At 68.7% G+C, this 23,225-nt stretch carries 22 protein-coding genes; 16 read left to right on the top strand and 6 right to left on the bottom strand.

Annotation, left to right across the window (positions count from 1 at the left end):
- The first annotated feature begins 61 nt into the window (after positions 1-61).
- The gene (locus tag ACTRWB_RS24610) at positions 62-709 is read left to right on the top strand and encodes a glutathione S-transferase family protein (protein WP_193099354.1); all 648 of its coding nucleotides are present in this window, start codon (positions 62-64) and stop codon (positions 707-709) included.
- The gene (locus ACTRWB_RS24605; protein WP_446903429.1) at positions 706-1,947 is read left to right on the top strand and encodes a multifunctional CCA addition/repair protein; all 1,242 of its coding nucleotides are present in this window, start codon (positions 706-708) and stop codon (positions 1,945-1,947) included. Before ACTRWB_RS24610 ends, ACTRWB_RS24605 begins: the two co-directional genes overlap by 4 nt.
- Positions 1,948-1,977: 30 nt before the next feature.
- Here ACTRWB_RS24605 and ACTRWB_RS24600 read toward each other — a convergent pair whose 3' ends face one another.
- Positions 1,978-2,763 (bottom strand): helix-turn-helix domain-containing protein, encoded by a 786-nt coding sequence (locus tag ACTRWB_RS24600; RefSeq protein WP_446903428.1) that lies wholly within the window; start codon positions 2,761-2,763, stop codon positions 1,978-1,980.
- Positions 2,764-3,193: 430 nt separating this feature from the next.
- Between ACTRWB_RS24600 and ACTRWB_RS24595 the strand changes: the two genes are divergently transcribed.
- Positions 3,194-5,044, top strand: a complete 1,851-nt coding sequence (locus ACTRWB_RS24595) for a M24 family metallopeptidase (RefSeq protein WP_446903427.1) — start codon at positions 3,194-3,196, stop codon at positions 5,042-5,044.
- Positions 5,045-5,133: 89 nt separating this feature from the next.
- Here ACTRWB_RS24595 and ACTRWB_RS24590 read toward each other — a convergent pair whose 3' ends face one another.
- From ACTRWB_RS24590 to flgA, 4 genes are all read right to left on the bottom strand, one after another.
- Positions 5,134-6,483: an SGNH/GDSL hydrolase family protein gene (locus ACTRWB_RS24590; RefSeq protein WP_446903426.1), complete on the bottom strand. Its 1,350-nt coding sequence runs from the start codon at positions 6,481-6,483 to the stop codon at positions 5,134-5,136.
- Between the two features lie 169 nt (positions 6,484-6,652).
- Positions 6,653-7,093, bottom strand: coding sequence for a flagella synthesis protein FlgN (locus tag ACTRWB_RS24585; RefSeq protein ID WP_034208608.1), 441 nt, complete (start codon positions 7,091-7,093; stop codon positions 6,653-6,655).
- Positions 7,094-7,169: 76 nt separating this feature from the next.
- On the bottom strand, positions 7,170-7,496 hold the full coding sequence (gene flgM / locus ACTRWB_RS24580; protein WP_419685454.1) for a flagellar biosynthesis anti-sigma factor FlgM: 327 nt from the start codon (positions 7,494-7,496) through the stop codon (positions 7,170-7,172).
- A gap of 118 nt (positions 7,497-7,614) precedes the next feature.
- The gene (gene flgA, locus ACTRWB_RS24575) at positions 7,615-8,853 is read right to left on the bottom strand and encodes a flagellar basal body P-ring formation chaperone FlgA (RefSeq protein ID WP_446903425.1); all 1,239 of its coding nucleotides are present in this window, start codon (positions 8,851-8,853) and stop codon (positions 7,615-7,617) included.
- A gap of 204 nt (positions 8,854-9,057) precedes the next feature.
- Here flgA and flgB point away from each other — a divergent pair, with 204 nt between their 5' ends.
- The 12 genes from flgB (at position 9,058) to flgL (ending at position 20,939) form a co-directional block, all read left to right on the top strand.
- Positions 9,058-9,546, top strand: a complete 489-nt coding sequence (flgB, locus tag ACTRWB_RS24570) for a flagellar basal body rod protein FlgB (protein ID WP_412022867.1) — start codon at positions 9,058-9,060, stop codon at positions 9,544-9,546.
- A 48-nt stretch (positions 9,547-9,594) separates the two neighbouring features.
- Complete coding sequence (flgC, locus tag ACTRWB_RS24565) at positions 9,595-10,020, top strand: flagellar basal body rod protein FlgC (RefSeq protein ID WP_006485701.1); 426 nt, start codon at positions 9,595-9,597, stop codon at positions 10,018-10,020.
- 64 nt (positions 10,021-10,084) lie between these two features.
- Entirely contained in the window at positions 10,085-10,846 is a 762-nt protein-coding gene (locus ACTRWB_RS24560; RefSeq protein WP_446903424.1) for a flagellar hook assembly protein FlgD, read from the top strand.
- A 27-nt stretch (positions 10,847-10,873) separates the two neighbouring features.
- A complete protein-coding gene (flgE, locus tag ACTRWB_RS24555) occupies positions 10,874-12,115 on the top strand; it encodes a flagellar hook protein FlgE (protein WP_412022868.1) in 1,242 nt (413 codons plus the stop codon).
- A gap of 20 nt (positions 12,116-12,135) precedes the next feature.
- Complete coding sequence (gene flgF / locus ACTRWB_RS24550) at positions 12,136-12,894, top strand: flagellar basal-body rod protein FlgF (RefSeq protein WP_129513170.1); 759 nt, start codon at positions 12,136-12,138, stop codon at positions 12,892-12,894.
- Between the two features lie 34 nt (positions 12,895-12,928).
- On the top strand, positions 12,929-13,717 hold the full coding sequence (gene flgG, locus ACTRWB_RS24545) for a flagellar basal-body rod protein FlgG (protein WP_021164160.1): 789 nt from the start codon (positions 12,929-12,931) through the stop codon (positions 13,715-13,717).
- 20 nt (positions 13,718-13,737) lie between these two features.
- Entirely contained in the window at positions 13,738-14,427 is a 690-nt protein-coding gene (gene flgH / locus ACTRWB_RS24540) for a flagellar basal body L-ring protein FlgH (RefSeq protein WP_193099345.1), read from the top strand.
- 5 nt (positions 14,428-14,432) lie between these two features.
- Complete coding sequence (locus ACTRWB_RS24535) at positions 14,433-15,617, top strand: flagellar basal body P-ring protein FlgI (RefSeq protein WP_129513168.1); 1,185 nt, start codon at positions 14,433-14,435, stop codon at positions 15,615-15,617.
- Positions 15,618-16,586 (top strand): flagellar assembly peptidoglycan hydrolase FlgJ, encoded by a 969-nt coding sequence (gene flgJ / locus ACTRWB_RS24530; protein ID WP_446903423.1) that lies wholly within the window; start codon positions 15,618-15,620, stop codon positions 16,584-16,586. It begins immediately after the preceding gene.
- Between the two features lie 217 nt (positions 16,587-16,803).
- Complete coding sequence (locus ACTRWB_RS24525; protein WP_129513166.1) at positions 16,804-17,559, top strand: flagellar brake protein; 756 nt, start codon at positions 16,804-16,806, stop codon at positions 17,557-17,559.
- Positions 17,560-17,754: 195 nt separating this feature from the next.
- Complete coding sequence (gene flgK, locus ACTRWB_RS24520; RefSeq protein WP_446903422.1) at positions 17,755-19,686, top strand: flagellar hook-associated protein FlgK; 1,932 nt, start codon at positions 17,755-17,757, stop codon at positions 19,684-19,686.
- Between the two features lie 17 nt (positions 19,687-19,703).
- On the top strand, positions 19,704-20,939 hold the full coding sequence (gene flgL / locus ACTRWB_RS24515; RefSeq protein WP_446903421.1) for a flagellar hook-associated protein FlgL: 1,236 nt from the start codon (positions 19,704-19,706) through the stop codon (positions 20,937-20,939).
- Positions 20,940-21,055: 116 nt separating this feature from the next.
- On the opposite strand, the gene ACTRWB_RS24510 is transcribed toward flgL, so the two are convergent.
- The gene (locus tag ACTRWB_RS24510) at positions 21,056-21,685 is read right to left on the bottom strand and encodes a hypothetical protein (RefSeq protein ID WP_446903420.1); all 630 of its coding nucleotides are present in this window, start codon (positions 21,683-21,685) and stop codon (positions 21,056-21,058) included.
- 201 nt (positions 21,686-21,886) lie between these two features.
- Between ACTRWB_RS24510 and ACTRWB_RS24505 the strand changes: the two genes are divergently transcribed.
- Entirely contained in the window at positions 21,887-23,194 is a 1,308-nt protein-coding gene (locus tag ACTRWB_RS24505; protein ID WP_446903419.1) for a solute carrier family 23 protein, read from the top strand.
- Positions 23,195-23,225: the final 31 nt, after the last annotated feature.

The following is a 23,225-nucleotide window of genomic DNA, read 5'->3' as shown; positions in this document are numbered from 1 at the left end:
CCCGCCCGGCGCCGTTGTTCGGCACCGCTTTTTTCACCTTCGCGTTTTCCGGAACACCGTCATGAAACTCGTCATTGGAGACAAGAACTACTCGTCGTGGTCGATGCGTCCGTGGCTGCTGCTCACGCATTTCGGCATCCCGTTCGACGAGATCGCGGTCGAGCTGCGCCGCGACGACACGACCGCGCGCATCCTCGAGTATTCGCCGTCCGGCAAGGTGCCGTGCCTGGTCGACGACCACGGCGTCGCGATCTGGGATTCGCTCGCGATCGCCGAGACGCTCGCCGAGCGCTATCCGCAGTTCCCGATGTGGCCGGCCGACCCGCTCGAGCGCGCGCATGCGCGCTGCGTCGCGGCCGAGATGCACGCGGGCTTCGCGGCGCTGCGCACGCAGATGGGGATGAACGTGCGCGCGTCGATGCCGGGGCGCGGCGCGACGCCCGACGCGCTCGCCGATGTCGCGCGCATCGATGCGCTGTGGAGCGCATGCCTCGAAGCGTCGGGCGGGCCGTTCCTGTTCGGCGAATTCGGGATCGCCGACGCGATGTACGCGCCCGTCGTGATGCGCTTCAACACGTACGCGCCGGGCCTGTCGCCGGAAGCGGCCGGTTACGCGGCGCGCGTGACGGCGCTGCCGGCCGTCCAGCGCTGGATCGACGCGGCGCGCCGCGAAACGACCGTGATCGCCGACTACGAGCCGACGCGATGAACATCTATGCGGTAGGCGGTGCGATCCGCGACGAATTGCTCGGCGTGCCCGTGCAGGACCGCGACTACGTGGTGGTGGGCGCGACGCCCGAGCAGATGGCCGCGCAGGGCTTCCGGCCGGTCGGCAAGGATTTCCCGGTGTTCCTGCATCCGCAGACGCAGGAGGAGTACGCGCTGGCGCGCACCGAGCGCAAGACGGCGGCCGGTTATCACGGTTTCCAGTTCCATTACGCGCCGGACGTGACGCTCGACGAGGATCTCGCGCGGCGCGACCTGACGATCAACGCGATGGCGCGCGAGGTGAGCCCGGAGGGTGTGCTGGTCGGGCCCGTGATCGATCCGTTCGACGGGCAGGCCGACCTGCTCGCGCGCGTGTTCCGGCACGTGAGCGACGCGTTCGTCGAGGATCCGGTGCGGATCCTGCGCATTGCGCGCTTCGCCGCGCGGTTCGCGGATTTCACGGTCGCGGACGAAACGCTCGCGCTGATGCGCCGGATGGTCGACGCGGGCGAGGTCGATGCGCTGGTGCCGGAACGCGTGTGGCAGGAAATCGCGCGCGGGCTGATGGAGGCGAAGCCGTCGCGGATGTTCGCGGTGCTGCGCGAGTGCGGCGCGCTCGCGCGCATCCTGCCCGAAGTCGATGCGCTGTGGGGCGTGCCGCAGCGCGCCGACTACCACCCGGAAGTCGACACGGGCGTGCACGTGATGATGGTCGTCGACTATGCGGCGAAGCAGGGTTATTCGCTGCCGGTGCGCTTCGCGGCGCTCACGCACGATCTCGGCAAGGCGACGACGCCCGCCGACGTGCTGCCGCGCCACGTCGGCCACGAAGGCCGCAGCGTCGACCTGCTCAAGCCGTTGTGCGAGCGGCTGCGCGTGCCGAACGAATGCCGCGATCTCGCGCTGGTGGTCGCGCGCGAGCACGGCAACCTGCATCGCGTGATGGAGATGGGCGCGGCCGCGCTGGTGCGGCTGTTCGAGCGCAGCGACGCGCTGCGCAAGCCCGCGCGTTTCGCCGAAATGCTGCAGGCCTGCGAATCGGATGCGCGCGGGCGGCTCGGACTCGACACGCAGCCGTATCCGCAGGCCGAGCGGCTGCGCGTGGCGCTCGCGGCCGCGCGCAGCGTCGATGCCGGCGCAATCGCGCGCGGCATCGGCGCCGATACGGAGAAGATCAAGGATGCCGTGCATCGCGCGCGGATCCAGGCCGTCGCGCAGGCGCTCGAGATCGGCGAATAAGGACGGGCGGCGCGCGCCCGCAAGCCGCCGTTACGACTTCTTGCGCGTGGCCGCCTTGCGGGCCGGGGTGGCGGCAGCCGGGCGTTTGCCGGCGGTGGCGCGCGGCTTCGCCGATGCCTTCTTTTTTTCCACCGTGCTGACCGGCCGTGCCGCGTCGGCGTCGCGCTCGCGTTTCGGCGCCGGCTCGCGGCGGCTCACGCGCGGCTCGCCCGGCGCGGGCTGCCTGATTTCCATCGTCGCGGATACGAATTCGGCGCAGCTGTCGTCGAACAGCGGCAGCGTGCCGACCGCGATCAGCTCGGCGGGCCCGTCGCCCACGTTGGCGACGCGATGCCGCTTGCGCGCATCGAAGTGCAGCGAGTCGCCGGGCGACAGCGGGTAATCCTTCTTGCCGACCGTGTAGCAGATGCGGCCGGTCAGCACGTACACGAATTCGTCGCCGCCGTGCGACACCCATTCCGAGCGATAGCCTTCCATCATCCGCACCTTCACCGCGTTGATCAGGCTGCCGTCGAACGTGGTGGAGAGGCGTTCGTACCACTGCGACGTGCTGTCGACCGCGTACGGCTCGCGGCTGCCCGCGTGCGAATCGGGCTGCGCCTGGCGCGGCTGGTCGATCAGCGCGCCGAGCGGCACGTCCAGCGCCTTCGCGACGTTGACGAGCGACGACAGGGAGATGCCCGTGAGATGGCGCTCGACCTGGGACAGGAACCCGACCGACAGCTTCGCTTCGGTCGCGACTTCCAGCAGCGTCTTCTTTGCTTCCCGGCGCAGGCGGCGAATGCGCTGGCCGATACGCATGATGTCTGAATCCATGAATCTCTTTCGTGGCAACGAGTCGGGAGGCGAGCGGAGGGGCGGTGCAGTCGCCGGGAAGCTGGGTTCCGCGAATCGCACGAAGCACGGCCGTCGGGACGCCGATGCCGGCGCATTGTACCGCGCGGCTTGGCCGCGCGAAGCCGCGTTGCGCGGGCCTGCGGCACCGTGTCGCCGATTTTAGTCCTACGAAAATTTTAGCTTGACCTCAATTTCCGCCTGCTCTAGATTCTGTCGCGCGCATCAAAAAAAGTTAAGTGAGACAAAAATTTCCGCGGACCTGCCGCTGGCATAGCCCAGTGGCCCGGCGACGTGCAGTGCCGCGCGTCGTCCGTGCAGCGGCGCCGTGTCGCGTTACGCCTGTTTCAGGCGTGCGCCCCGCCGCGTCGCATCGCCGACCGCCGACAACAATGAATAACGTGGGGATCCGATGATCGATCGACTGCAATACAACTTCTCCGGCCTTCCCCCGTACGACGCGTCCGTCGCCGACACGCAGGCCGGCCTGGCGCGCCTGCTCGACGCCGCGCGGCTCGACGCGGTGGTGGTCACGTCGCAGGACGAATACGTCACCGAGTACCTGCCGCGCAGCAACAACCCGCGCTACGCGCTGTCGGGCTTCGACGGTTCGGCCGGCTGCGGGATCTTCCTGAGCACGGCGACCGCGCAGGCGCTCGGCGTGCCGCCGTTCGTGCTGTTCGTCGACGGCCGGTATCACTTTCAGGCCGACCAGCAGTGCGATCCGGCGCGCGTGCGCATCGAGAAGCTCGGGATGGGCGTGACGATCTGGCAGGCGCTGGCCGACTGGCTGGTCGCGCACGCGAGCCGGCTCGCGCGGGTCGGCTACGACGCGCTGCGGGTCAGCGTCGCGCAGCGCGACCGGTTGTTCGAGCAGGCGCAGGCCGCGGGGCTGGACTGGACGAGCTTCGCCGAGCGCGAGATCGACCGCGCGATCGCGCTGCCGGGCTGGGTCGTCGAACGGCCGATTTTCGAGCTGCCGGAATCGATGACCGGCCTGAGCGTCGCGCAGAACCTCGACACGCTGAGCCGCAAGCTCGCCGCGCATACCGGCGCGGCCGACGGCAAGACCGCGTTCTTCTCGTGCGCGTCGGACGATCTCGCGTATCTGCTGAACAGCCGCGGTTATCACATCCCGAACGCGTCGTCGCACCTCGGCTTCCTGTTCGCGGTCGGCGGGCAGGTCGCGCTGTTCCTGCCGGAAGGCTGCGACCGCTGCGACGTCACGCTCGAATCGTATCCGGCGCTGCACGTGATCCGGCGCGATGTCGCGGCGCTCGAGCGCTTTCTCGCGCAGTTCGTAGTCGATCACGTGTGCTACGGCTTCGAATCGGTGAACTGCGCGCTCGTCGACGCGGTGAGCCGTGTGTGGCCGCGGGCGCGGCATGCGGACTTCAACCCGGTCGAGGCGATGCGGGCCGCCAAGACGCCGGCGGTGCTCGACCGGTTCCGCGACGCGTTCGCGCGCAGTTCCGCGGCGATCGCCGAGACGATGCGCTGGGCGAAGACCGGCGAGCCGGGCGCACGCCACACCGAATACGACCTGGCGCGCACGATCAACGACGCGTACGGCGCGCGCTCGGCGGTGGCGCTGACGTTTCCGTCGATCGCGGCGAACGGCGCGAACAGTGCGTTCGCGCATTACACGGCGGCGAGCGCCGACGTCGAGCTGACGGAAGGCGAACTCGTGCTGCTCGACAGCGGCGCGTACTACGAAGCCGGCTTCGCGACGGACTGCACGCGCGTCGTGCTGCGCCGGACGCACGCGGATACGGTCGCGCAGCCGTGGCAGCGCGAGATCTACACGGTCGCGCTGAAGGCCTGCATCAAGGGGCTCGTCACGCGCTTTCCGAGCACGGCGACGGGCGGCGACGTCGATGCGGTCGTGCGGCAGGTGTGCCTCGACCATGGCCACGATTTCGGTCACGGCACCGGGCACGGCGTCGGCATTCACGTGCACGAGGGCGGCGTGCGGTTCGCGCCGGGCGCGAAGTACGGGCTGGTGCCGAACGCGGTGATTTCAGTCGAGCCGGGCATCTACGTGCAGGGCAAGGGCGGCGTGCGGATCGAGAACATCGTGATCATCCGGCCGGACGAAACGCAGCCGGACACGGTGACGTTCGAGAACATTGTGACGGTCGGCTACGACTGGGACCTGATCGATCTCGACCTGCTGGACGACGACGAGCGCGCGTACCTGCGCGACTACGAGCGGCTGTGTGCGGAGCGCGGCACGCAGGTGACGGCGTGCCCGCTGCTGTAAGCGGGGCCGGCGCGGGCGGCATCGGCCGCCCGCTTGCCCCCGGTCATCGATGACCGGTCATCAGAGCCGGATCGGGATCCGGCTCCATTTCAGTCCAGCAACCGCGCGCGCACGAACGGCGCGATCCGCTCGGCGAGCCACGCGTGCGTGCGCGTCGTCGGGTGCAGCGTGTCCCAGAACACGAAGCGCGCCGGGTCGCGGCAGTCCGCGCGCGGCGTCTGCGCGGCCATATAGGTGAACGACGACGGCTTCGGGATGTCGAGGCACGAGCGCTTCGAATCGTCGAAGCCGTATTGCGCGGGGCGGCTCAGCAGATCGTCGAACGGCGCGTACGCATCGAACACCTCGAGCCGCAGCGTTGCGCCGTAGCGGGCCCGGACGGCGGCGGCCGCGTCGGCGAGCCGCTGGTTGTAGTCCTTGACCTGCGCGGCGACGCTGGCGGTGTCGGTGCGCGTCGCGAACACCGGCGCGCGCGACACGTCCGGCAGCGTGACGAGCAGGATGCGCGTCGCACCAGCCGCGGCGAGCCGCTCGAGACTGTCGCGCACCGCGTTCGCCGCCTGCTCGGGCGTGCGGCCGTAGTTCACCAGATCGTTGCCGCCCGCGAACACCACGAACAGCGTATTGGCGGGCCGGTAGTTCGGCGCGCGATCCATGTATTCGCGCCACGAGTCGACCTCCTGCACCAGGCCCGGCACGACGAGGTGCTGGTCGGTCGCCGCGCCGCCGATTGCCCAGTTGTAGAACGGCAGCCGCAGCGTGTTCGCGACGTATTCGGCCCACACCGGCCCGTTGCTGAAGCGTCCGGCGTGCCAGCTCGTGCCGTTCGGCAGCTTCCACTGGCTCGCGTTGAACATGTTCTGCGTGTCGGACAGGCTGTCGCCGAACACGATCAGCTTGTTGACCCGCGTGTCCTGCTGCGCGGCGTCGATCGTCCAGACCGTGTAGTTGAACGACAGCGCGTTGTTGGCCGCGACCGCCTGCGTCAGGTTCGCGCGGATGCCGCGCGCGGCGAGCGTCTGGCGGCAGACGTCGGCGAGCGTGTCCTGCGTCGTCGCGCTGTAGAACATGTTCTTCCACTGCGTGATGCCGTCCGCCCACCAGTAGCCGGGCACGCGATACCAGTCGCCGCCCGACGGATCGCGCGCCCACTCGTAGGTCGCCTCGGGCTTGAGCGGATCGTCGCTGATCCGGTACCAGCAACGCAGGTAGGTGTAGGTGTCGCTGCCGCGCGATGTGGCGCGCGGCGCCCTGCCGGGCGGAGTGGAAGCCGGTGCCGCGAGCGGGCCGGCCGGCGACAGCGTCATGTCGCCGGTCGGCGTCGGCAGCGGGGCCGGGGCCGGGGCGCCCAGCGCGAGCGACGCGGTGAAGGTCAGTGCGGCGCCGAGCGTGGCGACGGCGGCCTGACGGCGTGCGGATTCAAAACGGGAATGATGCATCGATGCCCTCCGATCGGTTGTTGTTGGATCAGGCAGCGCGGCTGCGCTGCCGCGTATCGGGGGGACGGTTGCGCCGGGCTGGAGCCCGGTCTGTCGAAGCGGAATTCGGGGTGAAGCGGGTAAGGCGGGTGAAGCGGCGGCGGACCGGACTGCGGGCCGCCGCGGGGCGTCAGCGCGTCAGCGCCGACACGCGCCCGTCGGGGCCGTAGACGCCGGCCGGCGCGGGTGCCGAGCGCAGCACCGCGAGGGCGCGCTCGTTGTAGTCCATCCGGATCCGGATCAGCATGCCGTTGTTCGCGTTGGCCTGGCGCGCGCGTTCGGCGGCCTGTTGCAGCAGTTGCCAGCGGCCGGCGAGGCGCGCATCGCGCTCGGCGGCCTGGTCCATCCCCTTCTTGCCGGCCGGAAAGCCGAGCGCGGAAAGCTGCGTGTCGCGCGTGCGTTCGAGTTGCGCGAGCCGGTCGATCAGCGCGCTTTTCTTCTCGACGATCCCGGGCAGCATCTCGAGCGGCTCGGCCGTCGTCAGCGCCTTTTCCTCGTAGACGAGCAGGGACGCGAACGCCTCGACCGTCGCGTGTTCGTCGTTGACCGTGGCCAGCAGCTCTTCTCTCATCGCGTCATGCTCGTCGCGCCGGTGCGCGGGGTGCGGCGCGCCGGCAAACCGGGGGACCGGCCGCGAGGCGGCCGGCTCAGCTGCCCGGGCGCTGCTGCTGCAGCAGCTCGCGGGCGGTATTCAATACGCCGTCGGCAATCTTGTTCGCGTCGATCGTCAGCGTGCCGTTGTTCAGCGCGTCCTTGATCGACTGGACTAGGCCCGTGTCGATATCGGCGCCGCCGGACGCGGATACCGAGCGCAACTGGCCGGACAGCCCCGACAGATTCACGTTCGTGTCGCCGCCGGTCGTGCCTGCGTCGGCCGCCTGCGCGGACGACGGGGCCGCGCCGGATTGCGCACGGGTCGCGCCGTTGCCGGTCGGCGCGAGAGGGCTCGGTTTCGGAGTGGAATCGATCTTCACGATGGGGTTCCTGTACGGTATGACCCAGATAACGGCCGGGTCGGCCCGAACTTTAGCATCGTGAGCCCGAAATTCTCCGAATAAACAATTCTTTGCAATCTTGCGGCGATATCCGTCCCTATAGCGGAATTTCCACGGTGCCGGCGTCCTTGACGATCGCCGTGACGATCTGGCCCGCCGCCATCCGCACCCGCACCGACTGGCCGGGCGCCGCATTCGCGAGCACGCTGCCTTCGGCCGAAATCGTGAAACCGGGCCCGGCCGCGACGACCCGCACCGTCTGGCCGGCCGACACCGACGCCGCGCTCTTCAGCATGTCCTGCCGCAGCGGCAGCCCGGCCGAGATGCGCGCGAGCGCGGTCGAGCCGATCGCCTGCGCCGGATCGGTGATCACCGCGAGCGGCAGCACCGTCAGGTCGCCGTCGCGCGCGACCAGGTCGGCCGCGCTCAGCGGCTCGCCGGGCGCGATCTGGCGCGCGGCGACGTAATAGGTGGCCTGCACGGTGACCTTCGCCTGCAGGTAGACGGTCCACGGCCGCTCGCCCGCGCAGCGCACGCCGACCGTCGTGCGGCCCCACAGGCGCGCGCCGGTCGGCAGGAACGGTTCGAGCGTCGTGCACGCGGCGAGCCCGCGCGGGAAGGCGGTCGTGACCGTCGCGGTGGTCTTGCCGGGCAGGCCCGCGATCTGCTGCTGCAGGAACGTGAGGGCCGCACGGCGGAGCGCTTCAGGGTCCTGCTGGCCGGGCGGCGTCGCGGGCTGGGCCGCGGGGGCCGCCTGGGCCGGGTTGGCGGCCACCGCCGCCGTGCGCGGCGCCGGCGCGGCTGACGCGGCGCGGGCCGCCGCCATGCGCGCGGCGCTTGCCTGCGGCGTCGGCCGCGCGGGATTCGATGCGGGCTCGGCCGTACCGGCGACGACCGTCGCGATGGCGTTGGGATCGGCAGCGCGCGGCGCGCCGTAGGCGGGCTTCGCGCGGGCGGTTGCGTATGCCGGGGCCGGCACGGAAGCCGGCGGCGGGACGGTCGTCACGACCATCGCGCCGGACGGTTGCGCCGCGTAGCCGGCCGCGGCAGCACCGGCCACACCGGCCGACCCACTGGCGCCCGCTGCCGCGCGCCCGGCATCCGGCGCGATGCCCGGACCCGAACCCATCCCCGCATTCCCGCCGACCTGCCCGCCGCTCGCCGCGTTGGCGTGCGCGAGCGCCGTTTCGGCCGTCTCGCCGCGTCCGGGAATCACGATCATCCCGTCGTCCGCGTGCGCGGCCGGCACGGCGATCCACAGCGCCGCGGCGAGCGCAAACGCACGCCGGACGTGCGTGAGCCGCCCGTTGCTGCCGCGAAGTGCGCTGCCCGTCATCGCCGTGTCCTCGATCTGTTGCTCCGCTTCGCATTCTAGGGAGCGGGGCCGTCGCGCAAACGATGAATAGAGGGGGGCTTTGCCGCGTTATTCGCCCGATTGCCGGTTGCGTGCGACGCCTACCATCGCTGTCATGGAAAAAAGCCTCTCGGGTCGCCATCCGGCGCGAGGGGCGTGCAGCGCTTCATACGGAGAGACGCACACATGCTGGACAAACTCGATGCGGAATTCGCGTTCGGCCGACAGGCGCTCGACGTGCGCGCCTACCGGCAGGAACTGCTGTCGTCGAACATCGCGAACGCCGACACGCCGGGCTACCAGGCCCGCGACGTCGATTTCGCGTCGACGCTCGCGCGCTCGCTGAAGCAGACGAACGGCGGCCTCGCGCCGAGCAACGCAGGGCAACTGCCGATGACGCAGCCGGCCGGCGTGACGAGCGGCATGTCGATGGTGTCGACGGCGCAGGGCCACATGGCCGGCACGGCGAAGCTGATCCCGACCGGCGGCCCGGCGGACGACTACGGCCGCGCGCAGTACCGGATGCCGCTGCAGCCGTCGCTCGACGGCAACACGGTCGATCTCGACGTCGAGCGCGTGCAGTTCGCGAACAACGCGCTGCACTACGAGACCGGGATGACCGTGATGACCCAGCAGATCAAGGCGATGATCGCCGCGATCACGACCAACTCGTAAGCGCGCCGCTTCCGAACCCGAGCACAAGCACACGCACCAGGAGCCTCCATGCCTTCGTTGATGAACATCTTCGGCGTCGCCGGTTCGGCGCTGTCCGCGCAATCGCAGCGCCTGAACGTCACCGCGTCGAACCTCGCGAACGCCGACAGCGCCACCGGCCCCGACGGCAAGCCGTACAAGGCCAAGCAGGTCGTGTTCGCGACCGACCCGATGGGCGGCGCACGCACCGCGTCCGGCCAGGGCGTGGGCGGCGTGCGCGTGACGAAGGTGATGGACGACCCGTCGCCGATGAAGTCGACCTACGACCCGGCGAACCCGGCCGCCGACGCGAACGGCTACGTGCAGATGCCGAACGTCGATCCGGTGCAGGAGATGGTGAACATGATCTCGGCGTCGCGCTCGTACCAGGCCAACGTCGAGACGCTGAACACCGCGAAGACGCTGATGCTCAAGACGCTGACGATCGGCTCGTAAGCCGCGCGCCGCCCGATCTTACCGACCCGACAGTTCCGATAGTTCCGACAGAAGGCTAGCCAGGATGACCTCCTCCAACACGACGATCGGCAGCAACGGCACGAACGTGTCGACCTTGCCGACCGACACGATGAACACCAACAACGTGTCGTCGACCAACGGCACGTCAGCGAGCGACCTGCAGGCAACGTTCCTGAAGCTGCTCGTCACGCAGCTGCAGAACCAGGATCCGACCAGCCCGGTCGACAGTTCGCAGATGACCTCGCAGCTCGCGCAGATCAACACGGTGAGCGGCATCGCGCAGCTGAACACGTCGCTCACGTCGTTGTCGACGCAGCTGGCAGCCGGCCAGCAGACGCAGGCCGCGATGCTGATCGGCACGAACGTGCTCGCGCCGGGCAACGCCGTCGCGGTGAAGAGCGGCGCGGCGTCGCCGTTCGGCGTGTCGCTGGCGAGCTCGGTGTCGAACCTGACGATCACCGTGAAGAACTCGGCGGGCACCGTCGTGAACACGATCAACGCGGGCGCGCAGTCGGCCGGCACCGTGCCGTTCAACTGGAAGCCGACCGACGCGGCGGGCAACGCGCTGCCGGACGGCAAGTACACCGTCAGCGCGTCGTACACCGACAGCAACGGCACGCCGCAGCCGGCCACGACGCTCGCGGCCTCGACGGTGCAGAGCGTGATCAAGCAGGCGGACGGCACCGCAGGGCTCGTGCTGTCGAACGGCACGACGGTGGGGCTCAGTCAGGTCGCGTCGATTTTTCCGAACACGACGTCGTCCGCGTCGTCCTCTTCCTCGTCCGGCGGCACCGCCACCAACTGATCGAGCTTTCTCGAAACGGAGACCGAAATGGGTTATCAACAGGGTCTGAGCGGCCTCGCCGGCGCATCGAACGCGCTCGACGTGATCGGCAACAACATCGCGAACGCGAACACGGTCGGCTTCAAGTCGAGCACCGCGCAGTTCGCCGACATGTACGCGAACTCGGTCGCGACGTCGGTCAACACGCAGATCGGCATCGGCACGGCGCTGAACTCGGTGGAGCAGAATTTCGGCCAGGGCACGATCAATACGACGAGCTCGTCGCTCGACGTCGCGATCAACGGCAACGGCTTCTTCCAGATGTCGAACAACGGCGTGACGACGTACTCGCGCGACGGCACGTTCCAGCGCGACAAGAACGGCTACATCATCGACTCGCAAGGCCGCAACCTGATGGGCTACGCGGCCAACGGGGCAGGCGTGATCAACACCGCGCAGACCGTGCCGCTGCAGGCGCCGACCAACAACATCGCGCCGACCGCGACGACCAAGATCACCGGCCAGTTCAACCTGAACTCGCAGGACACGGTGCCGGCCAAGACGCCGTTCAGCGCGACCGACAACACGACGTACAACTACTCGACGTCGATCCAGGTGTACGACTCGCTCGGCGGTTCGCAGGCGGTCAACATGTACTTCGTGAAGTCGGCGGCCGGCACGTGGGAAACCTACGCGGGCGTCCAGGGCGGCGCCACGACCGATCTCGGCACGGTCACGTTCAACTCGTCGGGCGCGATCCAGAGCACGACGACGGGCACGCCGGCGACACCGACCGCGTCGCTCGGCCAGTTCCAGTTCACCGTGCCGAACACCGACGGCTCGGCGACGCCGCAGGGCCTCACGCTCGACCTGACCGGCACGACGCAGTACGGCGGCAAGGACGGCGTGAACAACCTCGCGCAGGACGGCTACGCGAGCGGCACGCTGACGACCTACACGATCGGCACCGACGGCAAGCTGACCGGCAACTACTCGAACGGCCAGACCGCCGTGCTCGGCCAGATCGCGCTCGCGAACTTCAACAACCCGAACGGGCTGGTGAACCTTGGCGGCAACCAGTATGCGGAGTCCGCCTCATCGGGCGTGCCGCAGGTCTCCGCGCCGGGCAGCACGAACCACGGCACGCTGCAGGGCAGCGCGCTGGAGAACTCGAACGTCGACCTCACGTCGCAGCTCGTGAACCTGATCACCGCGCAACGCAACTACCAGGCGAACGCGCAGACGATCAAGACGCAGCAGACCGTCGACCAGACGCTCATCAACCTGTAACCCAGGGATAACGGGCAGCCATGGACCGACTGATCTACACGGCGATGACCGGCGCGTCGCAGTCGCTCGACCAGCAGGCGACCGTCGCGAACAACCTCGCGAACGCGTCGACGACGGGCTTTCGCGCGCAGCTCGCGACGTATCGCGCGGTGCCGATGAATTTCGGCGACGGCAGCACGAGCGACCCGACGACGACGCGCACCTACGTGCTCGCGTCGACGCCCGGCGCGGATTTCGCGCCGGGTCCGATCACGCGTACCGGCAATCCGCTCGACGTCGCCGTGCAGGGCGCGGGCTGGCTGTCGGTGCAGACGGCCGACGGCAGCGAGGCGTACACGCGCGCCGGCAACCTGCACGTCGACGAGAACGGCCAGCTCGTGAACGCGAGCAACCTGCCGGTGATCGGCAACGGCGGCCCGATCTCGGTGCCGCCGAATGCGGAAGTGACGATCGGCAAGGACGGCACCGTTTCCGCGCTGATGCCGGGCGACCCGCCGACGGCGGTCGCGATCGTCGACCAGATGAAGCTCGTCAATCCCGATCCGGCCACGCTCACGCGCGGCAATGACGGCTTGTTCCGCACCGCCGACGGCAATCCGGCCGACGCCGACGCGAACGTGGTCGTCACGCCGAATTCGCTCGAAGGCAGCAACGTCAACCCGGTGACCGCGATGGTCGCGATGATCGACAACGCGCGCGCGTTCCAGCTTCAACAGAAGCTGATCCAGACGGCCGACCAGAACGAGCAGTCGGCGAACCAGCTGCTCAACTTCAGCTGAGCGCCCGCGCCAGCTTACGCAGGAGAATCGACAAGTGAACCGTTCGCTCTACATCGCCGCCACCGGCATGAATGCGCAGCAGGCGCAGATGGACGTGATCTCGAACAACCTCGCGAATACCAGCACGAACGGCTTCAAGGCGTCGCGCGCGGTGTTCGAGGATCTGCTTTACCAGACGATCCGCCAGCCGGGCGCGAACTCGACGCAGCAGACCGAGCTGCCGTCGGGCCTGCAGCTTGGCACCGGCGTGCAGCAGGTCGCGACCGAGCGCCTGTACACGCAGGGCGGCCTCACGCAGACCGGCAACTCGAAGGACGTCGCGATCAACGGCGCGGGCTTCTTCCAGGTGCTGATGCCGGACGGCACGAACGCGTACACGCGCGACGGCTCGTTCCAGACCAACGCGCAGGGCCAGCTCGTCACGTCGAGCGGCTACCAGATCCTGCCCGCGATCACGATCCCGCAGAACGCGACGTCGCTGACGATCGGCAAGGACGGCGTCGTGTCGGTCACGCAGGCGGGCTCGACCAATTCGGTGCAGATCGGCTCGCTGCAGATCGCGACCTTCATCAATCCGGCCGGCCTCGAGGCGCGCGGCGAGAACCTGTTCTCCGAGACGACGTCGTCGGGCGCGCCGAACGTGTCGCAGCCGGGCCTGAACGGCGCGGGCGTGCTCAACCAGAACTACGTCGAAGCGTCGAACGTGAACGTCGTGCAGGAGCTCGTCAACATGATCCAGACGCAGCGTGCCTACGAGATCAACAGCAAGGCCGTGACGACGTCCGACCAGATGCTGCAGACCGTCACGCAGATGAAGAGCTAACCGGAATACCCGTCGTCGCCATGAAGCAGGTTCGCCTCCTCCCGTCAGCCACCGTCCGCGCCCTAGGCGCGCTCGCGGTGGCGGCGCTCGCCGGTTGCGCGCAGATTCCGCGCGATCCGATCATCCAGCAGCCGATGACCGCGCAGCCGCCGGTGCCGATGTCGATGCAGGCGCCCGGCTCGATCTACAACCCCGGCTACGCGGGCCGGCCGCTGTTCGAGGATCAGCGGCCGCGCAACGTCGGCGACATCCTGACGATCATGATCGCGGAGAACATCAACGCGACCAAATCGTCGGGCGCCAACACGAACCGGCAGGGCAACACCGATTTCAACGTGCCGACGGCCGGTTTCCTCGGCGGGCTGTTCGCGAAGGCGAACCTGTCGGCGACCGGCAACAACAAGTTCGCGTCGACGGGCGGCGCGAGCGCGGCGAACACGTTCAACGGCACGATCACGGTGACCGTCACCAACGTGCTGCCGAACGGCAACCTCGTGGTCAGCGGCGAGAAGCAGATGCTGATCAACCAGGGCAACGAATTCGTGCGCTTCTCGGGCGTCGTGAACCCGAACACGATCTCGGGCGCGAACTCGGTCTACTCGACGCAGGTCGCCGACGCGAAGATCGAATATTCGGCGAAGGGCTACATCAACGAAGCCGAGACGATGGGCTGGCTGCAGCGCTTCTTCCTCAACATCGCGCCGTGGTGATGACGATGCAGACGACCCTGTTCAACCGCCTGTCGGCCCGCGCGCATGCCGCCGCGCGGCTCGCCGTCGCGTTCGCGGCCGTGGCCGCCGCCTGCGTGTTCGGCGCGGCGCCCGCGCACGCGGAACGCCTGAAGGATCTCGCGCAGATCCAGGGCGTGCGCGACAACCCGCTGATCGGTTATGGCCTCGTCGTGGGTCTCGACGGCACCGGCGACCAGACGATGCAGACGCCGTTCACGACGCAGACGCTCGCGAACATGCTCGCGAACCTCGGCATCTCGATCAACAACGGTTCGGCCAACGGCGGCCCGTCGTCGCTGAGCAACATGCAGCTGAAGAACGTCGCGGCCGTGATGGTGACCGCCACGCTGCCGCCGTTCGCGCGGCCCGGCGAGGCGCTCGACGTCACCGTGTCGTCGCTCGGCAACGCGAAGAGCCTGCGCGGCGGCACGCTGCTGCTTACGCCGCTGAAAGGCGCGGACGGGCAGGTGTACGCGCTTTCGCAGGGCAACATGGCGGTCGGCGGCGCGGGGGCCAGCGCGAACGGCAGCCGCGTGCAGGTGAACCAGCTCGCGGCCGGCCGGATCGTCGGCGGCGCGATCGTGGAGCGCGGGGTGCCGAACGCGATCGCGCAGATGAACGGCATGCTGCAGCTGCAGCTGAACGACATGGATTACGGCACCGCGCAGCGGATCGTGTCCGCGGTCAATTCGAGCTTCGGCCCGGGCACCGCGACGGCGCTCGACGGCCGCACGATCCAGCTCGCCGCGCCGGCCGACTCGGCGCAGCAGGTCGCGTTCATGGCGCGGCTGCAGAACCTCGACGTGAGCCCGGACAAGGCCGCGGCGAAGGTGATCCTGAACGCGCGCACCGGCTCGATCGTGATGAACCAGATGGTCACGCTGCAGAGTTGCGCGGTCGCGCACGGCAACCTGTCGGTGGTCGTCAACACGCAGCCGGTCGTGTCGCAGCCGGGGCCGTTCTCGAACGGGCAGACGGTGGTGGCGCAGCAGTCGCAGATCCAGCTCAAGCAGGACAACGGCGCGCTGAAGATGGTGACGGCCGGCGCGAACCTCGCCGACGTCGTGAAGGCGCTGAACACGCTCGGCGCGACGCCCGCGGACCTGATGTCGATCCTGCAGGCGATGAAGGCGGCCGGCGCGTTGCGCGCCGACCTGGAGGTCATCTAAATGGCGGCGAACCTTCCGAACGCAAACGACCTCACGCAGCGCTTCGCGCTCGACGTGCAGGGTTTCGACGCGCTGCGCGCGCAGGCGAAGCAGTCGCCGCAGGCCGGCGCGAAGGCCGTCGCGGGCCAGTTCGACGCGATGTTCACGCAGATGATGCTCAAGAGCATGCGCGACGCGTCGCCCGACGGCGGGCTGTTCGATTCGCATACGTCGAAGATGTACACGTCGATGCTCGACCAGCAGCTCGCGCAGCAGATGTCGACGCGCGGGATCGGCGTCGCCGACGCGCTGATGAAGCAGCTGCTGCGCAACGCGGGGCAGGGCGCGGGCAGCGACACGGCGGCCGACGTCGGCGCGGGTGGCCTCGGCGCGGGCGGCAACGAAGGCAGCCTCGCCGCGATGAACGCGATGGCGAAGGCCTACGCGAACGCGTCGAACAACGGCGGGCTCGCCGGCGCGCGCGGCTACTCGGCCGGCAGCGCGCTGACGCCGCCGCTGAAGGGCGCGAGCGGCGCGCCGGACGCCGACGCGTTCGTCGACCGGCTCGCGGGCCCCGCGCAGGCGGCCAGCGCGTCGACCGGCATTCCGGCGCGTTTCATCGTCGGCCAGGCCGCGCTCGAATCGGGCTGGGGCAAGCGCGAGATCCGCGCCGCCGACGGCTCGACCAGCTACAACGTGTTCGGCATCAAGGCGAACAAGGGCTGGACCGGGCGCACGGTGTCGGCGCTGACGACCGAATACGTGAACGGCACGCCGCGCCGCGTGGTGGCAAAATTCCGCGCGTACGACTCGTACGAGCACGCAATGACCGATTACGCGAGCCTGTTGAAGAACAATCCGCGCTACTCGGGCGTGCTGAGCGCCAGCCGCAGCGTCGAAGGCTTCGCGCACGGAATGCAGAAGGCCGGTTACGCGACCGACCCGAACTACGCGAAAAAGCTGATCTCGATCATGCAGCAGATCGGCTGACGAGCCCGCCGGCCGCCTGCAGCCTCCTTTCGGACCGCGCCCGGCAGCCCGCCGCGCGCGGTTTCAACGTTTGCGCGAAAAAAATCGCCAATTCGATCTAAACTTTCGGTCAGCACTGCCGCTAAGTGTGAGAGACCTGCGACCGGGCCCCCGTTCTGGCCCGGTTTTACTGCGCACCGGTTGTCCGGGCGCCCATGACAAGAAAGACCGGCTAGCCATGAATATCGAAACGTCGACCGACCCCAGCCTGGATGCAGGCCACTCCGGGCCCGACTTTGCCCGCCGCAATCCGCTGGAAATCGGCGTGCAGCTGCGCAACCTGGTGAATCGCGGCGATTTCCTGACCGTCCAGTATCCGGGCGGCCAGCTCGTCACGCGCCTGCTCGAGGTCGACGTCGGCGCGCGGACGTTCACGTTCGACTGGGGCGCGCTGTCCGAGCAGAACGCCGGCATCCTCGGCGCGTCGCATTGCACGTTCGCGGCCTCGCCGGAGGGCGTGCGCGTCGAATTCACCACGGGCACGCCGCGCGAGACGCGCTACGAGGGGCTGCCCGCGTTCGTCGCCGATTTCCCCGACGTGCTGGTCTGCATCCAGCGCCGCGAATATTTCCGCGTCGACGCGCCGATCGTCGATCCGTTCCTGTGCCGCGGCAAGCTGCCGGACGGCGAGAGCTTCCTGTTCGAGGTGCACAACCTGTCGCTCGGCGGCGTGGGGCTGCGCACGGCCGACGAACGTGTCGAGGCGCTCGAGGTCGGCACGCTGCTGCCCGACGTCGAGCTCGAGCTGACCGGCCACGGCAAGCTGTCGCTCGACCTGCAGCTCGTGTCGCAGCGTTCGACGCAGATGCCGAACGGGTCGCGGCGCTACCAGCTCGGTTTTCGCTACATGTCGCTGCCGGGCAGCGCGGAGAACACGCTGCAGCGCCTGATCACGCAGCTCGAAATGAAGCGCCGCTCGCTCGCGCGGGCCTGACGCGCACGCGGGAACCGGCCCCGCACGGGCCGCCCCGCGCCCCTTCGCCGGCACCGGTTGCCGGGCGCCCTGATCGGCGACGCGCGAGTGCGCGTCGCGCGTGCATTTTTTCCTCAATTTTTTCAATCGGCGGCCGTTATACCGGGAGTCACGCAACCCGGCGGCCGCAGCGCGGCCGGCTCATCAGGATCGCGCATGTCCAACTCACTCATGAACCTCGGCGTCAGCGGCCTGAATGCCGCGCTCTGGGGCCTCACGACGACCGGCCAGAACATCAGCAACGCCGCGACACCCGGCTATTCGGTCGAACGACCCGTCTATGCCGAGGCGAGCGGCCAGTACACGAGCAGCGGCTACATGCCGCAAGGCGTCAACACCGTCACCGTGCAGCGGCAGTACAGCCAGTACCTGGGCGACCAGCTGAACGGCGCGCAGACGCAGGGCGGCGCGCTGTCGACGTGGTACTCGCTCGTTACGCAGCTGAACAACTACGTCGGCAGCCCGACGGCGGGGATCTCGACCGCGATCACGAGCTACTTCACCGGGCTGCAGAACGTCGCGAACAGCGCGTCCGACTCGTCGGTGCGGCAGACCGCGATGAGCAACGCGCAGACGCTCGCGAACCAGATCACGGCGGCCGGCCAGCAGTACGACGCGCTGCGCCAGAGCGTGAACACGCAGCTCACGAGCACCGTGACGCAGATCAACACGTACACCGCGCAGATCGCGCAGCTGAACCAGCAGATCGCGTCCGCGAGCAGCCAGGGCCAGCCGCCGAACCAGCTGATGGACCAGCGCGACCTCGCGGTGTCGAACCTGTCGAACCTCGCGGGCGTGCAGGTCGTGCGCAACAGCGACGGCTACAGCGTGTTTCTCGCGGGCGGCACGCCGCTCGTCGTCGCGAACAAGAGCTACCAGCTCGCGACCGTCACGTCGCCGTCCGATCCGAGCGAGCTGACCGTCGTGTCGCAGGGGATCGCCGGCGCGAACCCGCAGGGGCCGAACCAGTTCCTGTCCGACGCGTCGCTGTCGGGCGGCACGCTCGGCGGCCTGCTCGCGTTCCGCAGCCAGACGCTCGACCCGGCCGAAGCCCAGCTCGGCGCGATCGCGACCAGCTTCGCCGCGCAGGTCAACGCGCAGAACGCGCTCGGCATCGACCTGTCGGGCAAGCCCGGCGGCAACCTGTTCACGACCGGCGCGCCGGTCACCTATGCGAACCAGGGCAATACCGGCAACGCGGCGCTGTCCGTGTCGTTCGCGAACGCATCGCAACCGACCGCGAGCGACTACACGCTGTCGTACGACGGCACGAACTACACGCTGACCGACCGCGCGAGCGGCACGGTGGTCGGCACGTCGACCTCGATGCCGGCCTCGATCGGCGGGCTGAACTTCTCGTTCTCGTCCGGCTCGATGAGCGCCGGCGACAAGTTCACCGTGCAGCCGACGCGCGGCGCGCTGAACGGCTTCGGCCTCGCGACGTCGAACGGCTCCGCGATCGCGGCGGCCGCGCCGTACGTGCCGTCGGCCACCACGACGAACACGGGCACCGGCACGATCGGCGCGCTGTCGGTCACGAGCGCGGCGGCCGCGGCCAACGCGCACAAGTACACGATCACGATGGGCGGCACCACGGCCAGCCCGACCTACACGGTCACCGACAACACGGCCGTGCCGCCGACGACCACTGGCGCGCAGCCGTACCAGGCCGGCACGCCGATCACGCTGACGGCCGGCGTCACGGTAACGGTGTCGGGGTCGCCGGCGGTGGGCGACACGTTCACGGTCGCGCCGAACACGGGCGGCACGAACGACGGCAGCAACGCGCTCGCGCTGTCGAAGCTCGTCAACTCGAAGACGTTCGGTAATGGTTCGAGCACACTGACCGGCGCGTACGCGAGCTACGTGAACAGCATCGGCAACACGACGAGCCAGCTGAAGTCGTCGAGCGCCGCGCAGACCGCGCTGGTCGGCCAGATCACGCAAGCGCAGCAGTCGGCGTCGGGCGTGAACCAGAACGAGGAAGCGGCCAACCTGATGCAGTACCAGCAGCTCTACCAGGCGAACGCGAAGGTGATTCAGACGGCGTCGACGCTGTTCCAGACCGTGCTCGGCCTGTTCAACTGATTTCGGGGATCGAAGCGATGCGGATTTCCACCACCCAGTTCTACCAGATGAACGTCGCTCAGATGAGCGACCAGCAGGCGCAGCTCGCGCAGCTGTACCAGCAGATCTCGAGCGGCGTGAGCCTGGCGACGCCGGGCGACAACCCGCTCGGCGCCGCGCAGGCCGTGCAGCTGTCGATGACGTCGGCGACGCTGTCGCAGTACGCGTCGAACCAGAACGCCGCGCTGTCGTCGCTGCAGAAGGAAGACCAGACGCTGATCAGCGTCAACAACCTGCTGAACAGCATTCATACGGTCGTGATCCAGGCCGGCGCCGGCTCGCTGTCCGACAGCGATCGCTCGGCGCTGTCGACGCAGCTGCAGGGCTATCGCGACCAGCTGCTGACGCTCGCGAACTCGACCGACGGCTCGGGCAACTACCTGTTCTCGGGCTTTCAGTCGACCACGGCGCCGTTTTCGAACGCACCGGGCGGCGGCGTGACCTACAGCGGCGACGCGGGTACGCGGCAGGTGCAGATCGCCGACACGCGCGCGATCTCGCAGGGCGACAGCGGTGCGAACGTGTTCCTGTCGGTGCCGATGCTCGGCAGCCAGCCGGTGCCGCTCGCCGCCGCGACCAACACGGGGACGGGCACGATCGGCGCGGTATCGATCACGAGCCCGTCGGCCGCGACCAATGCGGACCAGTTCAAGATCACGTTCGGCGGCACGGCGGCCGCGCCGACCTATACGGTCACCGACAACTCCGTCGTGCCGCCCACCACGACCGCCGCGCAGCCGTATTCGGCCGGCGCCGGGATCGCGCTCGGCAATGGCCTGTCGGTGCCCGTGTCGGGTTCGCCCGCGCCCGGCGACTCGTTCACGGTCACGCCCGCGCCGAAGGCCGGCACCGACGTGTTCGCGGCGCTCGACACGATGATCGCCGCGCTGAAGGTGCCGGTCAGCAGCAACACGACGGCCGCCGCCGCGCTCCAGAACGCGATGACTACCGGCACGACGAAGCTGAACAACATGATGACGAACGTGCTCACCGTGCAGGCGTCGGTCGGCGGCCGCGAGCAGGAAGTCAAGGCGATGCAGACAGTGAACCAGACCAACACGCTGCAGGTCACCAGCAACCTGGCCGACCTGACGAGCACCGACATGGTGTCGACGATCAGCCAGTTCCTGCAGATGCAGAACGCGCTGACCGGCTCGCAGAAGGCCTACTCGCAGCTGCAGAACCTGTCGCTGTTCCAGTACATCAACCCTTGATGCACGGCGCGTCCGCGGCGATGTGAGCGTGTGCTCACATCGCGCGGGTCGCGGGTTGGGATGGACAGGGACCGAGCGGAGGCGTCGATTTCGGTCCGGCAGGAATGCGCGCTCGCTCAGTCATCCGGGATGTTTCCCGGCGCGCACAGTTTCATCGATTTCATGGGCACCGCGCCTCGGATATTCTCTTCGGGAATGAGGGAGAATGCTGGCCAGTCCGCTTCATCGACATAGACCTCTCCAGTCTTGCACCGCATGTGTGCCTGGCGCGGCCGCGTATCGCACCATGCGCCGTCTATTGCACATCGCTGCCAGCGCGGAATCGCGCCTGATATCGCGACGGAGCCGCGCGATGCCTTGCTGTATGTTGGAACCTCGCGCGTCGTGATGGCCATATACATGAAATCGAAATTCGCTTGGACGGGGCGGGCGGCGTCGGCTTCCCGGTAGTGTCGGTGAAGTTCCGCGATGTAGTAGCCGCTTCCGGCAAGCAGCGCTGTGGCAGACAGGAATAGGGCTGTCAGCGAGAGCCGCTTGACGGTGACCTGTGCGCGTCGCGTGGCAAGGTGGCCAATCAAAACAAAACTGAGCAGGCATGTGCCGACCACCATGATGAATATGCCGGCGGACCGATTCTCGCAGTCGTAACCGCACACCGGGGCAAAGGCCAGAATCAGCTTGGTGGCGGCGTATCCCGAAGCGGTGCCGGCAAAGGCCAATGCGAGAAGCGAGACTGCGCGATTCACTTGATCTCCCAGAAGCGCGTTTTCCTCGACTGTCCGAGGTCGGAGAATCCGAACCCGTATTTTGACCGATGAGCGCCTGCTTGCTCAGTCGACCGTTCGGGCTTGCCGCGCTTGCCAGCCCCATTCCCGCTCCGTAAACTCGCGCCAGATTCCAGACCGGCGCACCCTCCGCAGCCGGCGACCGACAGGAGCCCTTTCCCCATGTCCGATTCCTACTTCCCGCGCTGGCGGGTGCAATCGACCGGCGCGGCGTCGCGCGTGGTCGGCCCCGACGAGCGCCTGCCGTGGCCGCAGATGGTCGCGATGGGCGTGCAGCACGTCGTCGCGATGTTCGGCTCGACCGTGCTCGCGCCGCTGCTGATGGGCTTCGACCCGAACCTGTGCATCTTCATGTCGGGCATCGGCACGCTGCTGTTCTTCGCGCTGGTCGGCGGCCGCGTGCCGAGCTACCTCGGCTCGAGCTTCGCGTTCATCGGCCTCGTGATCGCGGTGACGGGCTACGGCGGCAGCGGCCCGAACCCGAACATCCCGGTCGCGCTCGGCGGGATCGTCGCGTGCGGCGTCGTGTACGTCGCGCTCGGCGCGCTGGTGCAGGCGATCGGCACGCGCTGGATCGAGACGCTGATGCCGCCCGTCGTCACCGGCGCGGTGGTCGCGGTGATCGGGCTGAACCTCGCGCCGATCGCGGTGAAGGGCGTGTCGGCGTCGACCTTCGATTCGGTGATGGCGCTCGTCACGGTGCTCTGCGTCGGCCTGGTCGCGGTGTTCGCGCGCGGGATGATGCAGCGCCTCCTGATCCTCGTCGGGCTCATGATCGCGTATGCGATCTACGCGATCGCGACCAACGGGATGGGCCTCGGCAAGCCGATCGACTTCGCGATCGTCGGGCATGCCGCGTGGTTCGGCGTGCCGGCCTTCCGCGCGCCGGTGTTCGACCCGCACGCGATGCTGATGCTCGCGCCGATCGCGGTGATCCTGGTTGCCGAGAACCTCGGCCACATCAAGGCCGTCAGCGCGATGACGGGGCACAACCTCGACCGCTACGTCGGCCGCGCGTTCATCGGCGACGGCCTCGCGACGATCGTGTCGGGCAGCGTCGGCGGCACGGGCGTCACGACCTACGCGGAGAACATCGGCGTGATGGCCGTCACGCGGATCTATTCGACGCTCGTGTTCGCGGTCGCCGCGCTGATCGCGATCGTGCTCGGCTTCTCGCCGAAGTTCGGCGCGGTGATCCAGACGATCCCGGGCCCGGTGCTCGGCGGCGTGTCGATCGTCGTGTTCGGGCTGATCGCGGTGACGGGGGCGCGGATCTGGGTCGTCAACAAGGTCGACTTCTCCGACAACCGCAACCTGATCGTCGCGGCCGTCACGCTCGTGCTCGGCGCCGGCGACTTCTCGCTGAAGATCGGCGGCTTCGGGCTCGGCGGGATCGGCACCGCGACGTTCGGCGCGATCATCCTGTACGCAATCCTGCGCAAGGAAAAGGAACCGGGCCCGGTGGTCTGAACGAGACACGGGCGGCGCACCGCCGCCTGCC

The sequence above is a fragment of the Burkholderia sp. YIM B11467 genome, assembly GCF_052952715.1.
This window is presented reverse-complemented; position numbering and strand designations above follow the sequence as displayed.